This window comes from Baekduia sp. (assembly GCF_035318805.1).
Classification (GTDB): Bacteria; Actinomycetota; Thermoleophilia; order Solirubrobacterales; family Solirubrobacteraceae; genus Baekduia.
The window spans coordinates 75,846-91,000 of sequence record NZ_DATHDY010000136.1 but is presented as its reverse complement, the minus strand read 5'-3'; the positions used below and the strand labels follow the sequence as shown (position 1 = coordinate 91,000).

The window sequence follows — 15,155 nt, the reverse complement described above, 5'->3', positions numbered from 1 at the left end:
AGCCTGAAATCTCCATTCATGGTCTAGGCATGAGAAAGCGCTCGCGTCCGAGCTCCCCGGCCCGACACCCATGTCCCGACCGTATGACGGCGTCCCAGCCCGCGCATCGCCCGGATCGGATGAACCCGGCGGCTTGAAGCAGATGGCCCCAAGCGATGGCCGGGCGACGGGCCGCGGTCAAGAACGTCGGCGATCTGCTGGGCCACGCGTTGCGCTCCTTGCGCCCGGACCGGGAGAATGTCGTTCATGCACGCCGTCGTGCGCGCTGTCGTGCTCATCGCCGTCGGCTGCGGCCTGGCGGCCGGCCCGGCCGGCGCCGCCGAACCGCAGACCGTCATCGTCAAGTTCCGTGCGGGCGCCGCGCCGGCGGCGACCGCCGCGCTGCTGGGCGCCGCGCGGCAGGTGGGCACGGTCCCGGCGCTCGGGGCCGCGGTGGTGCGGCCCGACGGCGATCCCTCGGCGCTCGTCGCCGCGCTGAACCGCCGCGACCTTGTCGACTACGCCGAGCCCAACCGCACGCTGCGGATCTTCACCACGCCCAACGACCCGCGCTACCCCGAGCTCTACGGGCTCAACAACACCGGCCAGACGGGTGGCACGCCGGACGCCGACATCGACGCGCCCGAAGGCTGGGACGCCGCCGGCCTCGGCACCTTCCCCGCCACGGGCGGCGTGAAGGTCGGCATCGTCGACACGGGGATCCGCGCCACGCACGAGGACCTCGTCGGCAAGCTCGCCGATTGCGCGGAGTCCTCCAGCGCGCCGCTGACCGGGGCCGCATCGATCACCGAGGGGACCTGCGCGGACGACTACGGCCACGGCACGCACGTCGCCGGGCTCATCACGGCCGACGCGAACAACGGCAAGGGCGTCACGGGCGTCGCGTTCGACAGTCCGCTCGCGGTCTGCAAGCCGGTCGGGGGGCTGCTCGGGCAGGGATTGACCTCCGACGTGGCCAACTGCATCACCTACCTCGCTGACAAGGGCGCGAAGGTCATCTCGATGAGCCTCGGCGGCGCCGGGACGACGACGCTGCAGAACGCGGTCCGCTACGCCGCGGGCAAGGACGTGCTGCTCGTCGCGGCCGCCGGCAACGACGCCAACGCGAGCCTCAACTATCCGGCCGCGTACGCCGAGGTCGTGTCCGTCGCCGCGACCGACAGCAGCGACCGGCGGGCGTTGTTCTCCAATGCCAACAGCGACGTCGAGATCGCCGCGCCTGGCGTCAACGTGCTCTCGACGTTCAACACGTCCGACAGCGCCTACGTGCCGATGTCGGGTACGTCGATGGCCACGCCGCAGGTCGCGGGCGTCGCCGCGATCATCCGCACGCGGAACCCGGGCTTCACCGCCGACCAGGCGCGCGCGAAGCTCGACGCGTCGGTCGACGACCGCGGCGCTCCCGGGCGCGATCCGCAGTACGGCTTCGGGCGCGTGAACGTGCTCATGGCCGCCGGCTGACAACCGCCTTCAGAACGAGCATGGAGGCTTGCCGGAGCCGCGGCCTGACGGTTGCTAGTAGACATAACGCCGATTAGCGAGCATTGATGGTTCGGGCGGGAGGGCGCGCCGCGCGTGTGACGCGACCGCAATGATGAGTTCGTGGGCGAAATTCGCGAGAAACGCACAGGAGCCCGTGCTCACTCCGCTGCGAGGTGCGCGAGCCAGGAGGGGTCGTCCAAGCCCGCAGCCGGCCCGATTGGTACGACTGCCGAGAACTCGACCAGCCACGTCATCACCGCGCCACTCCGCAATCGTGCCGGCGGCTCGACACGCACGACCGCGACGGCTCCATTGGTGTCGACCACGACCGTTGTGGGCATGGCCCGCCAACTCGGATGGCGGTCCAGAACCGTGCGTCGGACGCGGCCCGGGGCCGCGAGTCTGCGGCGGAGCTCTCGTGCGCGCACGAGATCGGTCACGCCCCTGATGGCTGTGACGGCTCCTAGCGGTGTCTCCCGCGCCTCTGACGCGACGGGGGCCATCGTGCGGCACACCTCAAGAAACCACTGGGGACTGCCAGGTTGATATGGCCCGCCCGCCGAGCCGATGCTCGTGACCGCCCCGGAGTCGACTTCGACCTCTCGCAGTCCCCCGCGATATCTCACCCGGATCGGCTTACCGCCTTGCCGAACGATTTCGCGCATCCCCGGCGTCAGATCGTCCCGTGCCAGTCGAGTCGCCACTTCTGCCGGGGTTAGGGCCCGCTCGTGCAGCTCAGCAGAATCCCGCGGCGGGTAGACGACGCCCCATGACCTCACGTGCTCCTCTCGAATGGATCGCTCAGCGCACGACCATTGGAAATGTCGGACGCCGACGCGATCGGCGCTCAGCGTCGTCGCTGCGGCGGCGGACAGGTCGATCGTATGCGAGCGGGACATCACTACTACGAGATTATCACTGGGATTCGGAATGGTCCTACCTGCGCGAGGAGTGCGAGGAGGCAGCCGATGGATCGAGTCTCGCTTCCTGTCGCGGCCGTGACAAGCGGGTCGCTCGTCTAGCCTCCGATCGATGGCCCTAGGAGACGCATGACCGCGCCCCGCATCGCCCTGCGCGCCTTCACGTCCGCCGACGACGCCGCGCTGCTCTCGTGGGTCCCCGACGCTGTGGCGCTCGAGCGCATCGCGGGCCGGACGCTCACGTGGCCGTTGACGGCCGAGCAGCTCCAGGGCCTCCGCGACGAGGCCACGTACACCCCCTTCACCGCGCACGAGCCGGCCACGCCCGACGTCCCGGTCGCGCATCTCGAGATCGTCCGCTTGGGCCCGAGCGAAGGCCGCCTCGCTCGCGTCGTCGTGGATCCGGCCCGCCGCGGCGAAGGCCTCGGCAAGCCGATCGTCGGCGCGGCGCTGGACTGGGCCGCTGCGCACGGCTTCACCGACGTCGAGCTCCGCGTCTTCGCCGACAACACGCCGGCGATCCGGACCTACGCCGCGGTGGGCTTCACGACCTCCGAGCCCTACCCGAACGACGACCGCATCGTGGTCCTCCGCTGCCTCCTGCAGGACCGTTGACCACACAGGGTTCTCGCGCGTAGGCGGCGGTCCCGGACCGCGTTCCCGACGCGCTCCTTCCAGAGCGCCCGCGCGTCACACTGAACGCACGGCCCACGACCACGAGGTGCTGCCATGTCCGTTCGCGTATCCGTCGAGCTTCCCGATCCGATGCCGCCCGGCCCCGAGCCGGGACCGCCCGGTCCGGACCCGGCGCCGCCGCCCGACCCGCCCGGACCGCAGCCCCCAGCCCGCCTTACGGCGAGCCCGGCTCACATAAGGCGCGCGTTCGGGCCCCCGCCCCCGCGTCACTCCCTCCCCAGCTCCCGCAGGTTGGTCCGGGCGACGTCGAGGATCTCGTCGCCGCGTCCGGAGAGGATCGTGCGGGTCGCCCAGAGCGAGAAGCCCTTGACCTGATCGAGGGTGACCTTGGGCGGCATGGACAGCTCGTGGCGGTCGGTCAGGACCTCGACCAGGGCCGGGCCGGCGTGGGCGAAGGCGGCGCGCAGGGCCGGCTCGAGCTCGGCGCCGCGCTCGACGCGGGCACCGTGGAGGCCGACCGAGCGGGCGACGTCGGCCAAGTTGGGGTTGTCGAGCTCCGTGCCGAAGTTGACGATGCCGGCGGCCTTCATCTCCAGCTCGACGAACGACAGCGCACCGTTGTTGAAGACCACCACCTTGACGGGCAGCTCCTGCTGGCGCAGCGTGACGAGCTCGCCGAGCAGCATCGTGAGGCCGCCGTCGCCCGACAGCGAGACCACCTGGCGCCCGGGCTGCGACGCCTGCACGCCGATCGCCTGCGGCAGCGCGTTGGCCATCGTCCCGTGGACGAACGAGCCGAGCAGGCGCCGGCGGCCGTTGAACGTCAGGTAGCGGCTCGCCCACACCACGGGGGTGCCGACGTCGGCGACGAACACGGCGTCGCCGGTGGCGAGCCGGTCGATCGTCGCCGCTACGAGCTGCGGGTGCAGCGGGCTGCGCTCGGGGTCCTCGCCGGCCAGGGCGTCGAGCCGCGCTCGCGCGCGCTGGTGGTGGGCGAGCATGCGCTCCAGGTGCGCTGGGTCGCGCTCGGTGCGCAGCCGCGGCGCCAGCGCGTCGATCGTGTCCTTGACGGTCCCGACGAGCGCGACGTCGACGGCCGTGCGCCGGCCGATCTGCTCACCGCGGAGGTCCACCTGCACGACCGGCACGTCGTCGGGGTAGAACGCGCGGTACGGGAAGTCGGTGCCGAGCATCAGCAGCGCGTCGCAGTGCTCCATCGCGCGGTAGCCCGAGGTGAAGCCGAGCAGCCCGGTCATCCCGACGTCGAACGGGTTGTCGTGCGCCAGGTGCTCCTTGCCGCGCAACGCGTGGACGATCGGCGCCTGCAGCGCGCCGGCGAGCGCCACGACCTCGTCGTGCGCTCCCGCGCAGCCGGCACCGGCGAGGATCGTCACGCGCTCGGCGCGGTTGAGCACCGCCGCGGCCGCGGCGAGGTCGCCGTCGGCGGGCCGGACGACCGAGGACGTCGCGCGGATCGCGCGAGGCCGGGCGGCCGGCTCGGCGGCGCGCTCCAGGAAGATCTCGCCCGGGACGACGACGACCGCGACGCCCTGGCGCTCGATCGCGCAGCGCATGGCGATCTCGAGCATCCGCGGCAATTGCTCGGCGACGCTGATCATCTCGCAGTACACGCTGCATTCGCGGAAGAGCTCCTGCGGATGCGTCTCCTGGAAGTAGCCGCCGCCGATCTCCTCGCGTGGGATGTGCGCCGCGATCGCCAGCACCGGCACTCGGCTGCGGTGCGCGTCGAACAGGCCGTTGATGAGATGCAGGTTGCCCGGGCCGCAGCTGGCCGCGCACACGGCCAGCTCGCCCGTGACGGCCGCCTCGCCGGCGGCGGCGAACGCCGCGGCCTCCTCGTGGCGGACGAGCTGCCAGGCGAGCCCGCCGTCGCGCCGCAGCGCGTCGGTGAAGCCGTTGAGCGAGTCGCCGGGCAACCCGTACACCCGCTGGACCCCCGAGTCCTTCAGGGTGGCGACGACGACGTCCGCGATGGTGGTCGGCATGGCGTCAGGGGCCTCCTAGTCACCGAGCGCCTCGTCGGCGCTCACGACGTCGGCGTACATGCCGTCCAGGGCCGCCATGAAGGAGGCGTGGACCGTGGCGCCCGGGATCGTCTCGTCACCGAAGCGGAGATCCGGGGCGGCGCAGCCGTCGTGGACGACGGTCGCGGTGAAGCCGAGGTCGACCGCCGCGCGGACGGTCGCGTCCACGCACATGCTGCTCATCATCCCGGCGACCACGATCTCGTCGATGCCGTGGCCGCGCAGCTCGCGTTCCAGGCTGGTCCCGACGAACCCGTTGGGTGCCTGCTTCTGGATGACCGGCTCGTCGCCGGCCGGCGCGACGAGCGGGTGGATCTCCACCCCGTCGGTCCCGGGTCGCATGAACGTCGCGTCGGGGCCTTCGGAGATGTGCTGGAGGTGGATGACGGGCTCGCCGCGGTCGCGGTAGTCCGCCAGCAGACGCCGTGCCGCCTCGGCGGCAGGCTCGGGTCCGACCAGCGGATGGGCGCCGCCGGGGAAGTAGTCGCGCTGGATGTCGATGAGCAGCAGGGCCTTGGACATGGGGCGATGATCGCGCATGCGCTCCCGGAACTAGGGTGGGGCCGGTGCCCACGACCGAACACGGCGCTGAGACCATCGTCCGGATCGCGCTGCGCTGGCGCGACATGGACATGCTCGGCCACGTCAACCAGGCCGTCTACCACGAGCTGCTGGAGGAGGGCCGCGGGGCGCTGCTGAGCTCGCTCGGCGCCGTCGGCCGCTTCCCGTTCGTGCTGGCGCGCGTCGAGCTCGACTACCGCCGCGAGGTGCGCCACGCCCACGGGCACGTCGACGTGCGGACGTTCGTCGAGCGCGTCGGCACCACGAGCATCACCGTCGGCCAGGAGATCACGCTGCCCGACGGGACGGTCGCCGCGGCCGGCCGGTCGGTGCTCGTCGCCTGGGACGCCCGGGCGCGGAGCGCACGTGCGCTGAGCGACGCTGAGCGAGAGGCGCTCGCCACCGGGTCCGGCGCCTCCTGAGCGACCGGTCGCCGCTGGCAGCACCCTCGAGCCCGCCGCGGAGCTGCCGAACGGCTACTGCCCGACGGTGCGGCGAAACAGCAGGCCCGACACGCCGGCGACGATCAGCGCGAGCAGGAAGATGCCCCAGCCGATCACGCCGGCGACGGCCAGGACGAACGTGACGACGGCGACGGCGGCCGCGCCACCGCCCACCACGAGGAGCTGGAACGCGCGGCGCTCGCGCGCGCTGCGGGAGATGCCGGAGCCCGGGCGGCGAGAGAGGTTGCTCATGTCGAGAGAGGATGACAGCCCGGCCGGTTGGGCACGTACGGCATGCTGCGCCCGTGACGTCGCAGGCCCCCTTCACGCCGCCCGCAGGAACGTCAGCACGGCCAGCACCCGGCGATGGTCGTCGTCGGTGGCGAACAGGTCGAGCTTGCCGAAGATGTTGGTGACGTGCTTCTCCACGGCGCCGGGCGTCACCACGAGGTGACGGGCGATCGCGGCGTTCGTGCGGCCCTCGGCCATCAGCTCGAGGACCTCGCGCTCGCGCGGCGTCAGCGCGGCGAGCCGGTCGCCGCCGGCGCCCCGGTCGCGGCCGCGGACCAGCTCGGAGACGACCTCGCGGTCCAGCGCGGTGCCGCCGGCGGCCACGCGCTCCACGGCGTCCATGAACGCGCGGACCTCCCCCACCCGTTCCTTGAGCAGGTAGCCGATGCCGCCCTCGCCGGACTCCAGCAGCTCCGCGGTGTACACCGGCTCGACGTACTGCGACAGGATCAGCACGTTGAGGCCCGGCTGGCGCCGGCGGGCCTCGATCGCGGCCCGCAGCCCCTCGTCGGTGAACGTCGGCGGCAGCCGCACGTCGACCACCGCGAGGTCGGGCTTGTGCCCGGCGACGATGCGCAGCAGCCCCTCGCCGTCCTCGGCCTGGGCGACGACGTCGACGTCGTGCTCGCGCAGCAGCGCCACGATCCCCTCGCGCAGCAGGGCGAGGTCCTCGACGATCACGGCCCGCACGGCAGCTCCGCCCGGACCGTGGTGCCCTGCCCTGCGACGCTGGTGACGGTCAGCTCGCCGTCGAGCGCCTCGACGCGATGGCGCAGGCCAGTCAGCCCGCCGCCGTTGGCGTCCGCCCCGCCGGGGCCCTCGTCGACGATCTCGATCACGAGGCGTCCATCCTCCTCCACGAGGTGGACGTGAGCGGGCGCGCCCGCGTGCTTGGCCACGTTGGTCAGCGCCTCGGCCACGACGAAGTACGCCGCGGTCTCAACGACCGGCAGCGGGCGGTGGTCCAGCTCCGAGGCGTGGACGGTCACCGGCGTCGCCGCGCGGCGCCCCAGGGCCTCGACCGCCGCGGCCAGGCCGCGGTCGGCCAGCACCGGCGGCGCGATCCCGCGCGCCAGGTCGCGCAGCTCCCCGATCGCGGCGCTCGCCTCGCCGCGCGCGCGGCGCACGAGCTCGGCCTCCTCGGGCCGGTCGGCCAGCCGCTCCTCGGTCCGTCCGAGCAGCAGGCTGAGCGCCACCAGCCGCGCCTGCGCGCCGTCGTGCAGGTCGCGCTCGATGCGCCGCAGCTCGGCGGCCTGGACGTCGAGCGCGCCCCGCCGCGTGCGGGTCAGCTCGCCCACCCGCTCGGCAAGCTGCGCCTCGCGCCGGCGGCCCGGCAGCCGGTCGGCGTAGGTGATCAGCGCATGCACCGCGACGGAGGACCCGAGCGCCAGCAGCGGCCAGACCGGCCAGAACGTCGGGCTGTCGGTCATCGCCCAGAGCAGGAGCAGCAGCACGCCGAGCGCGCCGCTGCTCGCGGCGTGGATCGCCAGCGCATGCCCGGCGCTGGTCGGCCGGCTGAGCCCGAAGCGGATCAGGACGTGGACGGCGATCGGGATCGACACGCCGAGCCACACCCACATCGGCCAGTAGAACCCGCCGCCCGACGCGCCCCAGACGATCGTCACCGCGAGGCCCGCCAGCGCCGACAGCGCCACGTGCAGCGGGAGCGCGTCGAACGGCTCGGCGGGCGTGGGAGCCTCGGGCGGCGTGGCCGCCGTCGGCTCCGTCGGGGTGTCGGCCTGCGCCGGGCTAGCGTCCATGGTGGGCTTCCACGGTGGCGACCGCGGGACGGCCATGATCCCACTGCGTGCGGTCGCGAGCGCGACGGCGCGGGACCTTCCAGCCCCGGTCGCCCAGCACGGCGATCGCGGCCGGCAGCGCGACGCCGCGCACGAGCGTCGCGTCCAGCAGCACGGCGGCGGCCAGGCCGACGCCGAGCTGCTTCATGTCCAGGAGCCGCAGCGTCGCGAAGACCGCGAAGACGGCCACCATGACCACGGCCGCGCTGGTGATCGTCCCCGCGGTGGCGCCGACGCCGGCCGCCGCGGCCTCGCGCGCGGGCAGGCCCGAGCGCCGCGCCTCACGGACGCGCTCGAGCACCAGCACCGTGTAGTCCATCGACAACCCGAACAGGATCACGAACGCGAACAGCGGCAGCCAGCTGACGACCGCGCCGGTGGACGTGAAGTCCAGGACGCCCTCGGCCCACGTGCTCTGGAAGACGCTGACGAGGATCCCGTACGTCGCGCCGATCGACAGCAGGTTCAGGCCCATGACGGCGAGCGCCAGCGGGAGCGACCGGAACGCGGCGAGCAGGAGCACCATCGCCAGGCCGAGGACGAACGCGATGACCCACGGCGTGCGCTGCGCCAGGCGGTCGGTGAAGTCCGTCTCGCCCGCCGCCGAGCCGGTCAGCAGCGCCTGGGCGCCGGGCCCGACCCGTGCCGCGGTCGGCAGCACCTCGGCGCGCAGCGCGTGGACCACGCCGCCCGACTTCCCCGCGCCGTGGTCGGGCATCGGCACGCCGACCAGCGCGGTGCGCCCGTCGCGCGCCACATCGATCGTGATCCGGCCGCGGCCGCCGGTGGTGCGCAGCGCGCGCCGGCCGAGCGCCTCGAGCCTCGTGCGCGCGGTCGGGGTGTCGAGCCGGCGGCCGCTGACGACCAGCTGCGCGCTGTCGGGCGCGCCGGGGAACGCGCGCTCGATCGCGGCGTTGGCCTGGGCGATCGGCAGGTCGCGCGGCAGGCCCGAGTTGCCGCCGTTGGCCGTGTTCATCTGGAACGCCGGGACCGCCAGCGCGCCGAGCAGGCACGCGGCGGCGACGAGCGAGGCGAGCGGCCGGCGCGTCACCAGCCGCGCCAGCGCGGCCCAGGCGCCGCGCGGGCGGGCCCCGACCGGCGTGGCGCCGCGGCGCCCGAGGAACGGCACGCGTCCCTTGTTGATGCGGTCGCCCAGGAGCGCCAGCACGGCCGGCAGCACGGTGAGCGAGCCGATGACCGAGATCGTGACGACGAGCATCGTCGCCAGCGCGCTGGCCTTGAACACCGACAGCCCGGTCACCAGCAGGCCCGAGAGCGCCACGATGACCGTCAGCCCGGAGACCAGGATGGCGCGGCCGACCGTCGCGGCGGCGGCCTCCAGCGCGGCGTGCGGCCCGCGGCCGGCGGCGCGTTCCTCGCGCTCGCGGCGGATGTAGAACAACGAGTAGTCGACGCCCACCGCCAGGCCGATCAGCACGACGAGCGAGCCCGTCGTCTGATCGATCGGCGCGACCTGCGAGACGACGCCCAGCGCGCCCATCGCCGCGGCGACCGAGGTGACTCCGAGCAGCAGCGGCACCGACGCGGCCACCAGGGCGCCGAAGGCCAGGACGAGGATGATCAGGGTGAGCGGGAGCGAGATGAGCTCGGCGCGGTGCAGGTCGTCGCCGACCATCGTGTTGATCGCGTCGTCGATCGATCCGGGCCCGGACTGCTGGAGCCGGACCCCGTGCTGCGAAGCCTGGGTGGCGGCGACGGCGCGCTGCACGCCGGCGACGTGGTCGGCCGCGTCGTCGGGATCGCCGCGCAGGGTCGCCTGCACGAGCACGGTGCGCCCGCCGGCGGTCGAGAGCGCAGGAGCGTCACGCGGGCCGCGGACGGACTCCACCTCGCGCACCGCGCGCAGGCGCTGCTGCAGCGCGGCGGCCGCGCGGGCGGTCGTGGCGGCGTCGCCGGAGCGGACGAGCACGTTCTCGGTCGCAGCATCGCGCAGGCCGGCGGCGTCGATGCGCGCATCGGCGCGGGCGGACTCGCCGACGCCGGCCTGCGCGCCGGTCAGCTCCTTGGTGCCGGCGAGTCCCCCGGCGACGAAGCAGCCGATGACGAGCACCAGCCAGAGGGCGATCATCGTGCGCGGCCGGCGGGCCGAGGCGCCTGCGGCGCGGCGCACCGCGCCGGCCAGCGCCCCGTCGCCACGCACCGGCTGCGAGGAGTCAGAGGAAGGAGAGGAGGTCATGGCCCAAGCGTCGTCGCGCGGAGGCCGCGCGTCGCTGGGGCGCGGCGCCGTCCGGCGCGCCGGACGCCCCCGTCCGCATGCTCGGGCTATCCCCCCACGCGGGATCCGCGCCATGCCGTTGTGAACACCATGTTCAGGCGATGTTCAGGAGGTCTGCGCGACGCTGGCGGGCGCCCGATGGACCTCTCTCTGTTGCAGCGTCTCAACGACTTCTTCGCCGGGCACGATGCCGTCGAGGATCCGCTCGTGGCCTACGCCAACGCCTCCGAGCTGCTGTTCCTGGCCATGCTCGTGCTGGCCTTCGTCCTGATCGCGGGGCCGGCCCGCCGCGCGACACGCCGCGCCGTCGTCGCCGCGGGGCTCAGCGCCGCGGTCGGCCTCGCGGTCGCGCAGGTCGTCTCGCGCCTGGTCGACCGGCCGCGGCCGTTCGTGTCGCACCCGCACGCGGTCCACCTGTTCGCCCACCACGCCGCCGACGCGGGCTTCCCGAGCGACCACACGACCGCTGCGTTCGCGATCGGCGTCGCGCTCGTGCTGCGCTTCCGGACGTGGGGCACGGTCGTCCTCGTGCTCGCCACGCTGCTGGCGTTCACACGGGTGGCGATGGCCATCCACTACCCGACCGACGTGCTCGGGGGCGCCGCCATCGGCGGGCTCTCGGCGCTCGTGCTGTACCTCCCCGCCGTGCGGGCCCTGCTGAACCGCCTGGCCGACGGCTCCGGCGCGCTGCTCGACGCGGTCGTCCGCGCCACCGTCGGGCGCCTCGCCCCCACCCGCACGTAACGGTACGGTCCGGCGCGCATGCCGCGCCCCTGGCCCACCGACCCGCCGACCGCCGCGCATCGCGCCGCCTACGCGGGCGCGGCGACGACGTCGTTCTGGCTCGATGACCTGCCCGAGCGCGCCGGCGACCCGCCGTTGTCGGGCTCCACGACCGCCGACCTCTGCATCGTCGGCGGCGGCTTCACCGGCCTCTGGGCCGCGCTGCACGCCAAGGCCGACGACCCGTCGCGAGACGTCGTCCTGCTGGAGGCCGACCGCATCGGCGCGGGCGCCAGCGGACGCAACGGCGGCTTCGCCGTCGCGTCCCTGACGCACGGCCTCGGCAACGGCCTCGCGCGCTTCCCGGCCGAGATGCCGGCGCTCGAGCGCCTGGCGCTGGAGAACTTCGCGGGCATCAAGGACGACCTCGCCCGCCACGGCATCGACGCACAGCTCGAGGAGACCGGCGAGCTGCTGGCGCTGCTGGAGCCCCACGAGGTCGAGGCCGCGCAGCAGGACGCCGAGCTGGCCCGGGCCTTCGGGCACGACGTCGAGGTGCTCGATGCCGTGGCGATGCGCGCCGAGGTCGACTCCCCCCTCTTCCTCGGCGGCGTCTGGGACCGCACGGGCGCCGGCGTCCTGCACCCCGGCCGGCTGGTGGCGGGCCTGCGGGACTCCGCGCTCGTCGCCGGCGTCCGCCTCCACGAGCGCACGCCCGCGCTGGGCCTGGAGCGCGCGGGCGACGCCATGGACGTCCGCACGCCCGGCGGCACCGTCCGCGCCCGCCGCACGCTGCTGGCCACGAGCGCCTACCCGCCGCTGCTGGCCCGCCTGCGCCACTTCGTCGTCCCGGTCTACGACTACGTGTTGGTCACCGAGCCGCTCAGCGCAGAGCAGAAGGCCTCGGTCGGCTGGCGCAATCGCCAGGGCATCGGCGACGGCGGCAACCAGTTCCACTACTACCGCCTGACCGCCGACGACCGGATCCTCTGGGGCGGCTACGACGCGGTCTACCGCCGCGGCGGCCCCGTCGGCCCGCAGTACGACGACCACGACCCGACGTTCGCTGCATTGTCCCAGCACTTCTTCGCGACGTTCCCGCAGCTGGAGGGCGTGCGCTTCACGCACCGCTGGGGCGGCGCCATCGACACGTGCAGCCGCTTCTCGGTGTTCTTCGGCACCGCCCACGGCGGTCGCGTGGCCTACGCCACGGGCTACACCGGCCTCGGCGTCGCGGCCACGCGCTTCGGCGCCCGCGTCGGGCTGGACCTGCTCGACGGCCGCGAGACCGAGGCGACCCGCCTGCGCTACGTGCGCCGCAAGCCGGTGCCGTTCCCGCCCGAGCCGCTGCGCTCGGCGGTCGTCGCCCTCACGCAGCGCGGGCTCGCCGCCGCCGATCGCCACGAGGGCCGTCGCGGCCCGTGGCTGCGGCTGCTCGACCGCCTCGGCCTGGGCTTCGACAGTTAACCCACGAGCGTCCGGAGCACCGCCGCCGTCCGGGCGTCGGCGGGGAAGAACGCCTCGATCGACAGCTCGGACAGCGTGATGTCGAGCGGCGTGCCGAACGTCGTGACCGTGCTCATGAACGCCAGCTCGCCGGCCTCGTGGCGCAGCCGCAGCGGCACGACGATCTTGCCCGGGCCCGGCACCTCGACGCCCGCGCCCGGATCGTCTCCCGGGTAGGACGACAACTCGCTCAGCAGCGACACGAGCTGCGCGTCGTGCGTCGCGGCGACCGCGCGCCGCAGCCGGCCGAGCAGGTGCGCGCGCCACTCGGCGAGGTTGGCGATCCGCGGCGCCATGCCCTCGGGATGCAGGCTCAGCCGCAGCGCGTTGATCGGCGGCTCGAGCAGGTGCGCGGCCACCCCGGCGGTCATGAGCGGCAGGCCCGCGTTGCCGTCCAGCAGCTCCCACTGGCGGTCGATCGCCACGGCCGGGTAGGGCTCGTGGGCGGCCAGCAGCCGCTGCACGACCTCGCGCGCCTGGCCCATCTGCTCGTCGTCGAGGCCGGACTCCGGGTAGGCGGGCGCGTAGCCGGCGGCCAGCAGCAGCTCGTTGCGCTCGCGCAGCGGCACGTCGAGGTGCTCGGCGAGCTTGACCACCATGTCGCGGCTGGGCTTGGAGCGCCCGGTCTCGACGAAGCTCAGGTGGCGCGTCGAGACGGCGGCATCGAGGGCGAGCTCCATCTGGCTCAGGCGCCGCTGGTCGCGCCAGCGCCGCAGCAGCGGGCCGACGCCCTCGGGCGCGGGACGGGACAGGACGGCGGCGGCGCTCATGCCCTCCACCGTAGGCGCCGGGGGTGACGCACGCCATGACCTCGGAGGTCATGGCGCCGCCGCCGGGCGGTGCGCGTCAGCCGCCGGCCGCGACCTTGGCCGCGGCGACCGCGAGGCGATCGGCGCGGTCGTTGAGCACCTTGTGCGCGTGCTCGGCGCCGGTCTCGTGGCCCTTGACCCAGTGCCAGCGCACGTCGGCGTGGCGGGCGATCTCGGTCTCCAGCGCCGTCACGAGGTCCTGGTTCTTGACCGGGTCGCCCGAGGCGGTCTTCCACCCCTTCTTCTTCCATCCGTGGATCCACTTGGTCATGGAGTCGAGCATCAGCCGCGAGTCGGTGACGATGCACGCCACGCTGTCAGCCGGCAACGAGCGCAGGCCCTCCAGCGCCGCCATGTACTCCATGCGGTTGTTGGTGGTGTGCGGTTCGCCGCCGGACAGCTCGACGTTCTCGGAGCCCTCCACGACGACGATCGCGGCCCAGCCGCCGGGGCCGGGGTTGCCCTGGCAGGCGCCGTCGGTCCAGACCAGCGCCTCCCCCGGGCGCGCGACGATCGGGATCTCGGGAACGGGCGCGGAGCGACGGCGGCGGAAGGTACTGGCGGCAGGCGACATGAGCGGACCATCCTAGGCGTCGCCCAGGACGGCGGCGCTCACGCCGGTACGGTCAGGCCACCCGCCTAGGCTGTGGCCGTATGACCGACGATCCGACCTGGTTCATCGCCAACGTCACCGAGCAGACCTGGCGCGGGGCGCCCGGCTGGGGCCGGTGCACGAAGTTCGAGCCCGAGGGCGTGCGGTTCCAGGACTACGGCATCAACCTGCACACGATCGACCCGGGCGAGCGCAGCACGATGTACCACGGCGAGGACGGCCAGGAGGACTTCCTGGTGGTCGCGGGCGCGTGCCTGGCCATCGTCGAGGGCGAGGAGCGGACCCTGCGCCAGTGGGACCTCCTGCACTGCCCCGCGTGGACGCGGCACACGTTCGTCAACGAGGGCGACGAGCCGTGCACGATGCTCATGGTCGGCGCGCGCCGGGCGGGCGCCGAGACCGACTGCGTGTACCCCGTCGAGCCGCTGGCGGTGCGCCGCGGCGCCGGGGTGACGAAGGAGACCACCTCGCCGGACGAGGCCTACGCCGGCACTCCGGACGACCAGGACATGCCGTACGTGGAGGGAACACTGCCCGGGGCGTGACTTGCGCGCCCCGGGCCGATGCGTTCCTAGTGCGACCGCAGCGCGCCCCCGCAATGGGGACAGGTGCTGCGATGGCCGTGCAACTGCGCGTCCCAAAGACGCAGGCAGCTGCCGCAGATCAAGCGGATCATCTGGTGATCCTTTCGTTCGGCGCGATCAGGCGCCGAGCAGCGAGCTGGGTGCTACAGCTGCTGGACGTTGACCGCGTTGGGGCCCTTGGGCCCGCTCTCAGCCTCGTAGGAGACCTTCGCGCCCTCGGGCAGCGAACGGAAGCCGTCGCTGTTGATCGCCGAGTGATGCACGAAGAGATCCTTGCCCCCGTCGTCGGGGGTGATGAAGCCGAAGCCCTTCTCGTCGCTGAACCACTTCACGGTTCCGGTAGCCATGTAAATCGATCCTCCGGGTGTTGTGCACTGCGTGACGCGGAGGATGCTTCTGGCAACGACTGCGGACACACGGGCACTGCGGTGCTGAGCATGATCGCTCAGCCTGTACATCACAAAGGCTAGCAGCACTGGACGCTCGAGTGATAGCCCTCGGAACAGC

At 73.5% G+C, this 15,155-nt stretch carries 15 protein-coding genes; 6 read left to right on the top strand and 9 right to left on the bottom strand.

The window, feature by feature from the left end; genetic code table 11:
- The first annotated feature begins 246 nt into the window (after nucleotides 1-246).
- A complete protein-coding gene (locus VK501_RS26985; protein WP_324343123.1) occupies nucleotides 247-1,461 on the top strand; it encodes a S8 family serine peptidase in 1,215 nt (404 codons plus the stop codon).
- Nucleotides 1,462-2,531: 1,070 nt separating this feature from the next.
- Nucleotides 2,532-3,017, top strand: a complete 486-nt coding sequence (locus VK501_RS26980) for a GNAT family N-acetyltransferase (protein WP_324343121.1) — start codon at nucleotides 2,532-2,534, stop codon at nucleotides 3,015-3,017.
- A 287-nt stretch (nucleotides 3,018-3,304) separates the two neighbouring features.
- On the opposite strand, the gene poxB is transcribed toward VK501_RS26980, so the two are convergent.
- A complete protein-coding gene (gene poxB / locus VK501_RS26975) occupies nucleotides 3,305-5,044 on the bottom strand; it encodes a ubiquinone-dependent pyruvate dehydrogenase (RefSeq protein ID WP_324343119.1) in 1,740 nt (579 codons plus the stop codon).
- Between the two features lie 15 nt (nucleotides 5,045-5,059).
- Nucleotides 5,060-5,605 carry a cysteine hydrolase family protein gene (locus VK501_RS26970; protein ID WP_324343117.1) on the bottom strand — a complete coding sequence of 182 codons (546 nt, stop codon included), beginning with the start codon at nucleotides 5,603-5,605 and terminating at the stop codon, nucleotides 5,060-5,062.
- 44 nt (nucleotides 5,606-5,649) lie between these two features.
- On the opposite strand from VK501_RS26970, the gene VK501_RS26965 reads away from it, so the two are divergent.
- Nucleotides 5,650-6,066 carry a thioesterase family protein gene (locus VK501_RS26965; RefSeq protein ID WP_324343116.1) on the top strand — a complete coding sequence of 139 codons (417 nt, stop codon included), beginning with the start codon at nucleotides 5,650-5,652 and terminating at the stop codon, nucleotides 6,064-6,066.
- Nucleotides 6,067-6,120: 54 nt separating this feature from the next.
- Here the strand turns inward: VK501_RS26965 and VK501_RS26960 are convergent, their stop codons facing one another.
- From VK501_RS26960 to VK501_RS26945, 4 genes are all read right to left on the bottom strand, one after another.
- Nucleotides 6,121-6,339 carry a hypothetical protein gene (locus tag VK501_RS26960; protein ID WP_324343114.1) on the bottom strand — a complete coding sequence of 73 codons (219 nt, stop codon included), beginning with the start codon at nucleotides 6,337-6,339 and terminating at the stop codon, nucleotides 6,121-6,123.
- A gap of 72 nt (nucleotides 6,340-6,411) precedes the next feature.
- Entirely contained in the window at nucleotides 6,412-7,068 is a 657-nt protein-coding gene (locus VK501_RS26955) for a response regulator transcription factor (protein ID WP_324343112.1), read from the bottom strand.
- Nucleotides 7,056-8,138 (bottom strand): sensor histidine kinase, encoded by a 1,083-nt coding sequence (locus VK501_RS26950; RefSeq protein WP_324343110.1) that lies wholly within the window; start codon nucleotides 8,136-8,138, stop codon nucleotides 7,056-7,058. Before VK501_RS26950 ends, VK501_RS26955 begins: the two co-directional genes overlap by 13 nt.
- Nucleotides 8,128-10,374, bottom strand: a complete 2,247-nt coding sequence (locus VK501_RS26945; protein ID WP_324343108.1) for an MMPL family transporter — start codon at nucleotides 10,372-10,374, stop codon at nucleotides 8,128-8,130. The genes VK501_RS26950 and VK501_RS26945 overlap by 11 nt, the downstream gene beginning before the upstream one ends.
- Before the next feature lie 177 nt (nucleotides 10,375-10,551).
- Here VK501_RS26945 and VK501_RS26940 point away from each other — a divergent pair, with 177 nt between their 5' ends.
- Together VK501_RS26940 and VK501_RS26935 are read left to right on the top strand one after the other, a co-directional pair.
- The gene (locus VK501_RS26940) at nucleotides 10,552-11,157 is read left to right on the top strand and encodes a phosphatase PAP2 family protein (protein ID WP_324343106.1); all 606 of its coding nucleotides are present in this window, start codon (nucleotides 10,552-10,554) and stop codon (nucleotides 11,155-11,157) included.
- A gap of 18 nt (nucleotides 11,158-11,175) precedes the next feature.
- A complete protein-coding gene (locus VK501_RS26935; protein ID WP_324343104.1) occupies nucleotides 11,176-12,603 on the top strand; it encodes an FAD-binding oxidoreductase in 1,428 nt (475 codons plus the stop codon).
- Here VK501_RS26935 and VK501_RS26930 read toward each other — a convergent pair.
- Nucleotides 12,600-13,412 carry a helix-turn-helix transcriptional regulator gene (locus VK501_RS26930; protein WP_324343102.1) on the bottom strand — a complete coding sequence of 271 codons (813 nt, stop codon included), beginning with the start codon at nucleotides 13,410-13,412 and terminating at the stop codon, nucleotides 12,600-12,602. The genes VK501_RS26935 and VK501_RS26930 overlap by 4 nt on opposite strands.
- 76 nt (nucleotides 13,413-13,488) lie before the next feature.
- Nucleotides 13,489-14,025, bottom strand: a complete 537-nt coding sequence (locus tag VK501_RS26925; RefSeq protein ID WP_324343100.1) for a ribonuclease H — start codon at nucleotides 14,023-14,025, stop codon at nucleotides 13,489-13,491.
- An 80-nt stretch (nucleotides 14,026-14,105) separates the two neighbouring features.
- On the opposite strand from VK501_RS26925, the gene VK501_RS26920 reads away from it, so the two are divergent.
- A complete protein-coding gene (locus tag VK501_RS26920; RefSeq protein ID WP_324343098.1) occupies nucleotides 14,106-14,609 on the top strand; it encodes a cupin domain-containing protein in 504 nt (167 codons plus the stop codon).
- Between the two features lie 182 nt (nucleotides 14,610-14,791).
- On the opposite strand, the gene VK501_RS26915 is transcribed toward VK501_RS26920, so the two are convergent.
- Complete coding sequence (locus tag VK501_RS26915) at nucleotides 14,792-14,995, bottom strand: cold-shock protein (protein WP_146921180.1); 204 nt, start codon at nucleotides 14,993-14,995, stop codon at nucleotides 14,792-14,794.
- Nucleotides 14,996-15,155 lie beyond the last annotated feature (160 nt).

What these genes read in the sequence shown, in the direction of transcription:
- VK501_RS26925 (WP_324343100.1), bottom strand. Translation starts at nt 14,025, where the DNA reads ATGTCGCCTGCCGCCAGTACCTTCCGCCGCCGTCGCTCCGCGCCCGTT.
- VK501_RS26920 (WP_324343098.1), top strand. Translation starts at nt 14,106, where the DNA reads ATGACCGACGATCCGACCTGGTTCATCGCCAACGTCACCGAGCAGACC.
- VK501_RS26985 (WP_324343123.1), top strand. Translation starts at nt 247, where the DNA reads ATGCACGCCGTCGTGCGCGCTGTCGTGCTCATCGCCGTCGGCTGCGGC.
- VK501_RS26915 (WP_146921180.1), bottom strand. Translation starts at nt 14,995, where the DNA reads ATGGCTACCGGAACCGTGAAGTGGTTCAGCGACGAGAAGGGCTTCGGC.
- VK501_RS26940 (WP_324343106.1), top strand. Translation starts at nt 10,552, where the DNA reads ATGGACCTCTCTCTGTTGCAGCGTCTCAACGACTTCTTCGCCGGGCAC.
- VK501_RS26945 (WP_324343108.1), bottom strand. Translation starts at nt 10,374, where the DNA reads ATGACCTCCTCTCCTTCCTCTGACTCCTCGCAGCCGGTGCGTGGCGAC.
- poxB (WP_324343119.1), bottom strand. Translation starts at nt 5,044, where the DNA reads ATGCCGACCACCATCGCGGACGTCGTCGTCGCCACCCTGAAGGACTCG.
- VK501_RS26960 (WP_324343114.1), bottom strand. Translation starts at nt 6,339, where the DNA reads ATGAGCAACCTCTCTCGCCGCCCGGGCTCCGGCATCTCCCGCAGCGCG.
- VK501_RS26935 (WP_324343104.1), top strand. Translation starts at nt 11,176, where the DNA reads ATGCCGCGCCCCTGGCCCACCGACCCGCCGACCGCCGCGCATCGCGCC.
- VK501_RS26950 (WP_324343110.1), bottom strand. Translation starts at nt 8,138, where the DNA reads ATGGACGCTAGCCCGGCGCAGGCCGACACCCCGACGGAGCCGACGGCG.
- VK501_RS26930 (WP_324343102.1), bottom strand. Translation starts at nt 13,412, where the DNA reads ATGAGCGCCGCCGCCGTCCTGTCCCGTCCCGCGCCCGAGGGCGTCGGC.
- VK501_RS26970 (WP_324343117.1), bottom strand. Translation starts at nt 5,605, where the DNA reads ATGTCCAAGGCCCTGCTGCTCATCGACATCCAGCGCGACTACTTCCCC.
- VK501_RS26980 (WP_324343121.1), top strand. Translation starts at nt 2,532, where the DNA reads ATGACCGCGCCCCGCATCGCCCTGCGCGCCTTCACGTCCGCCGACGAC.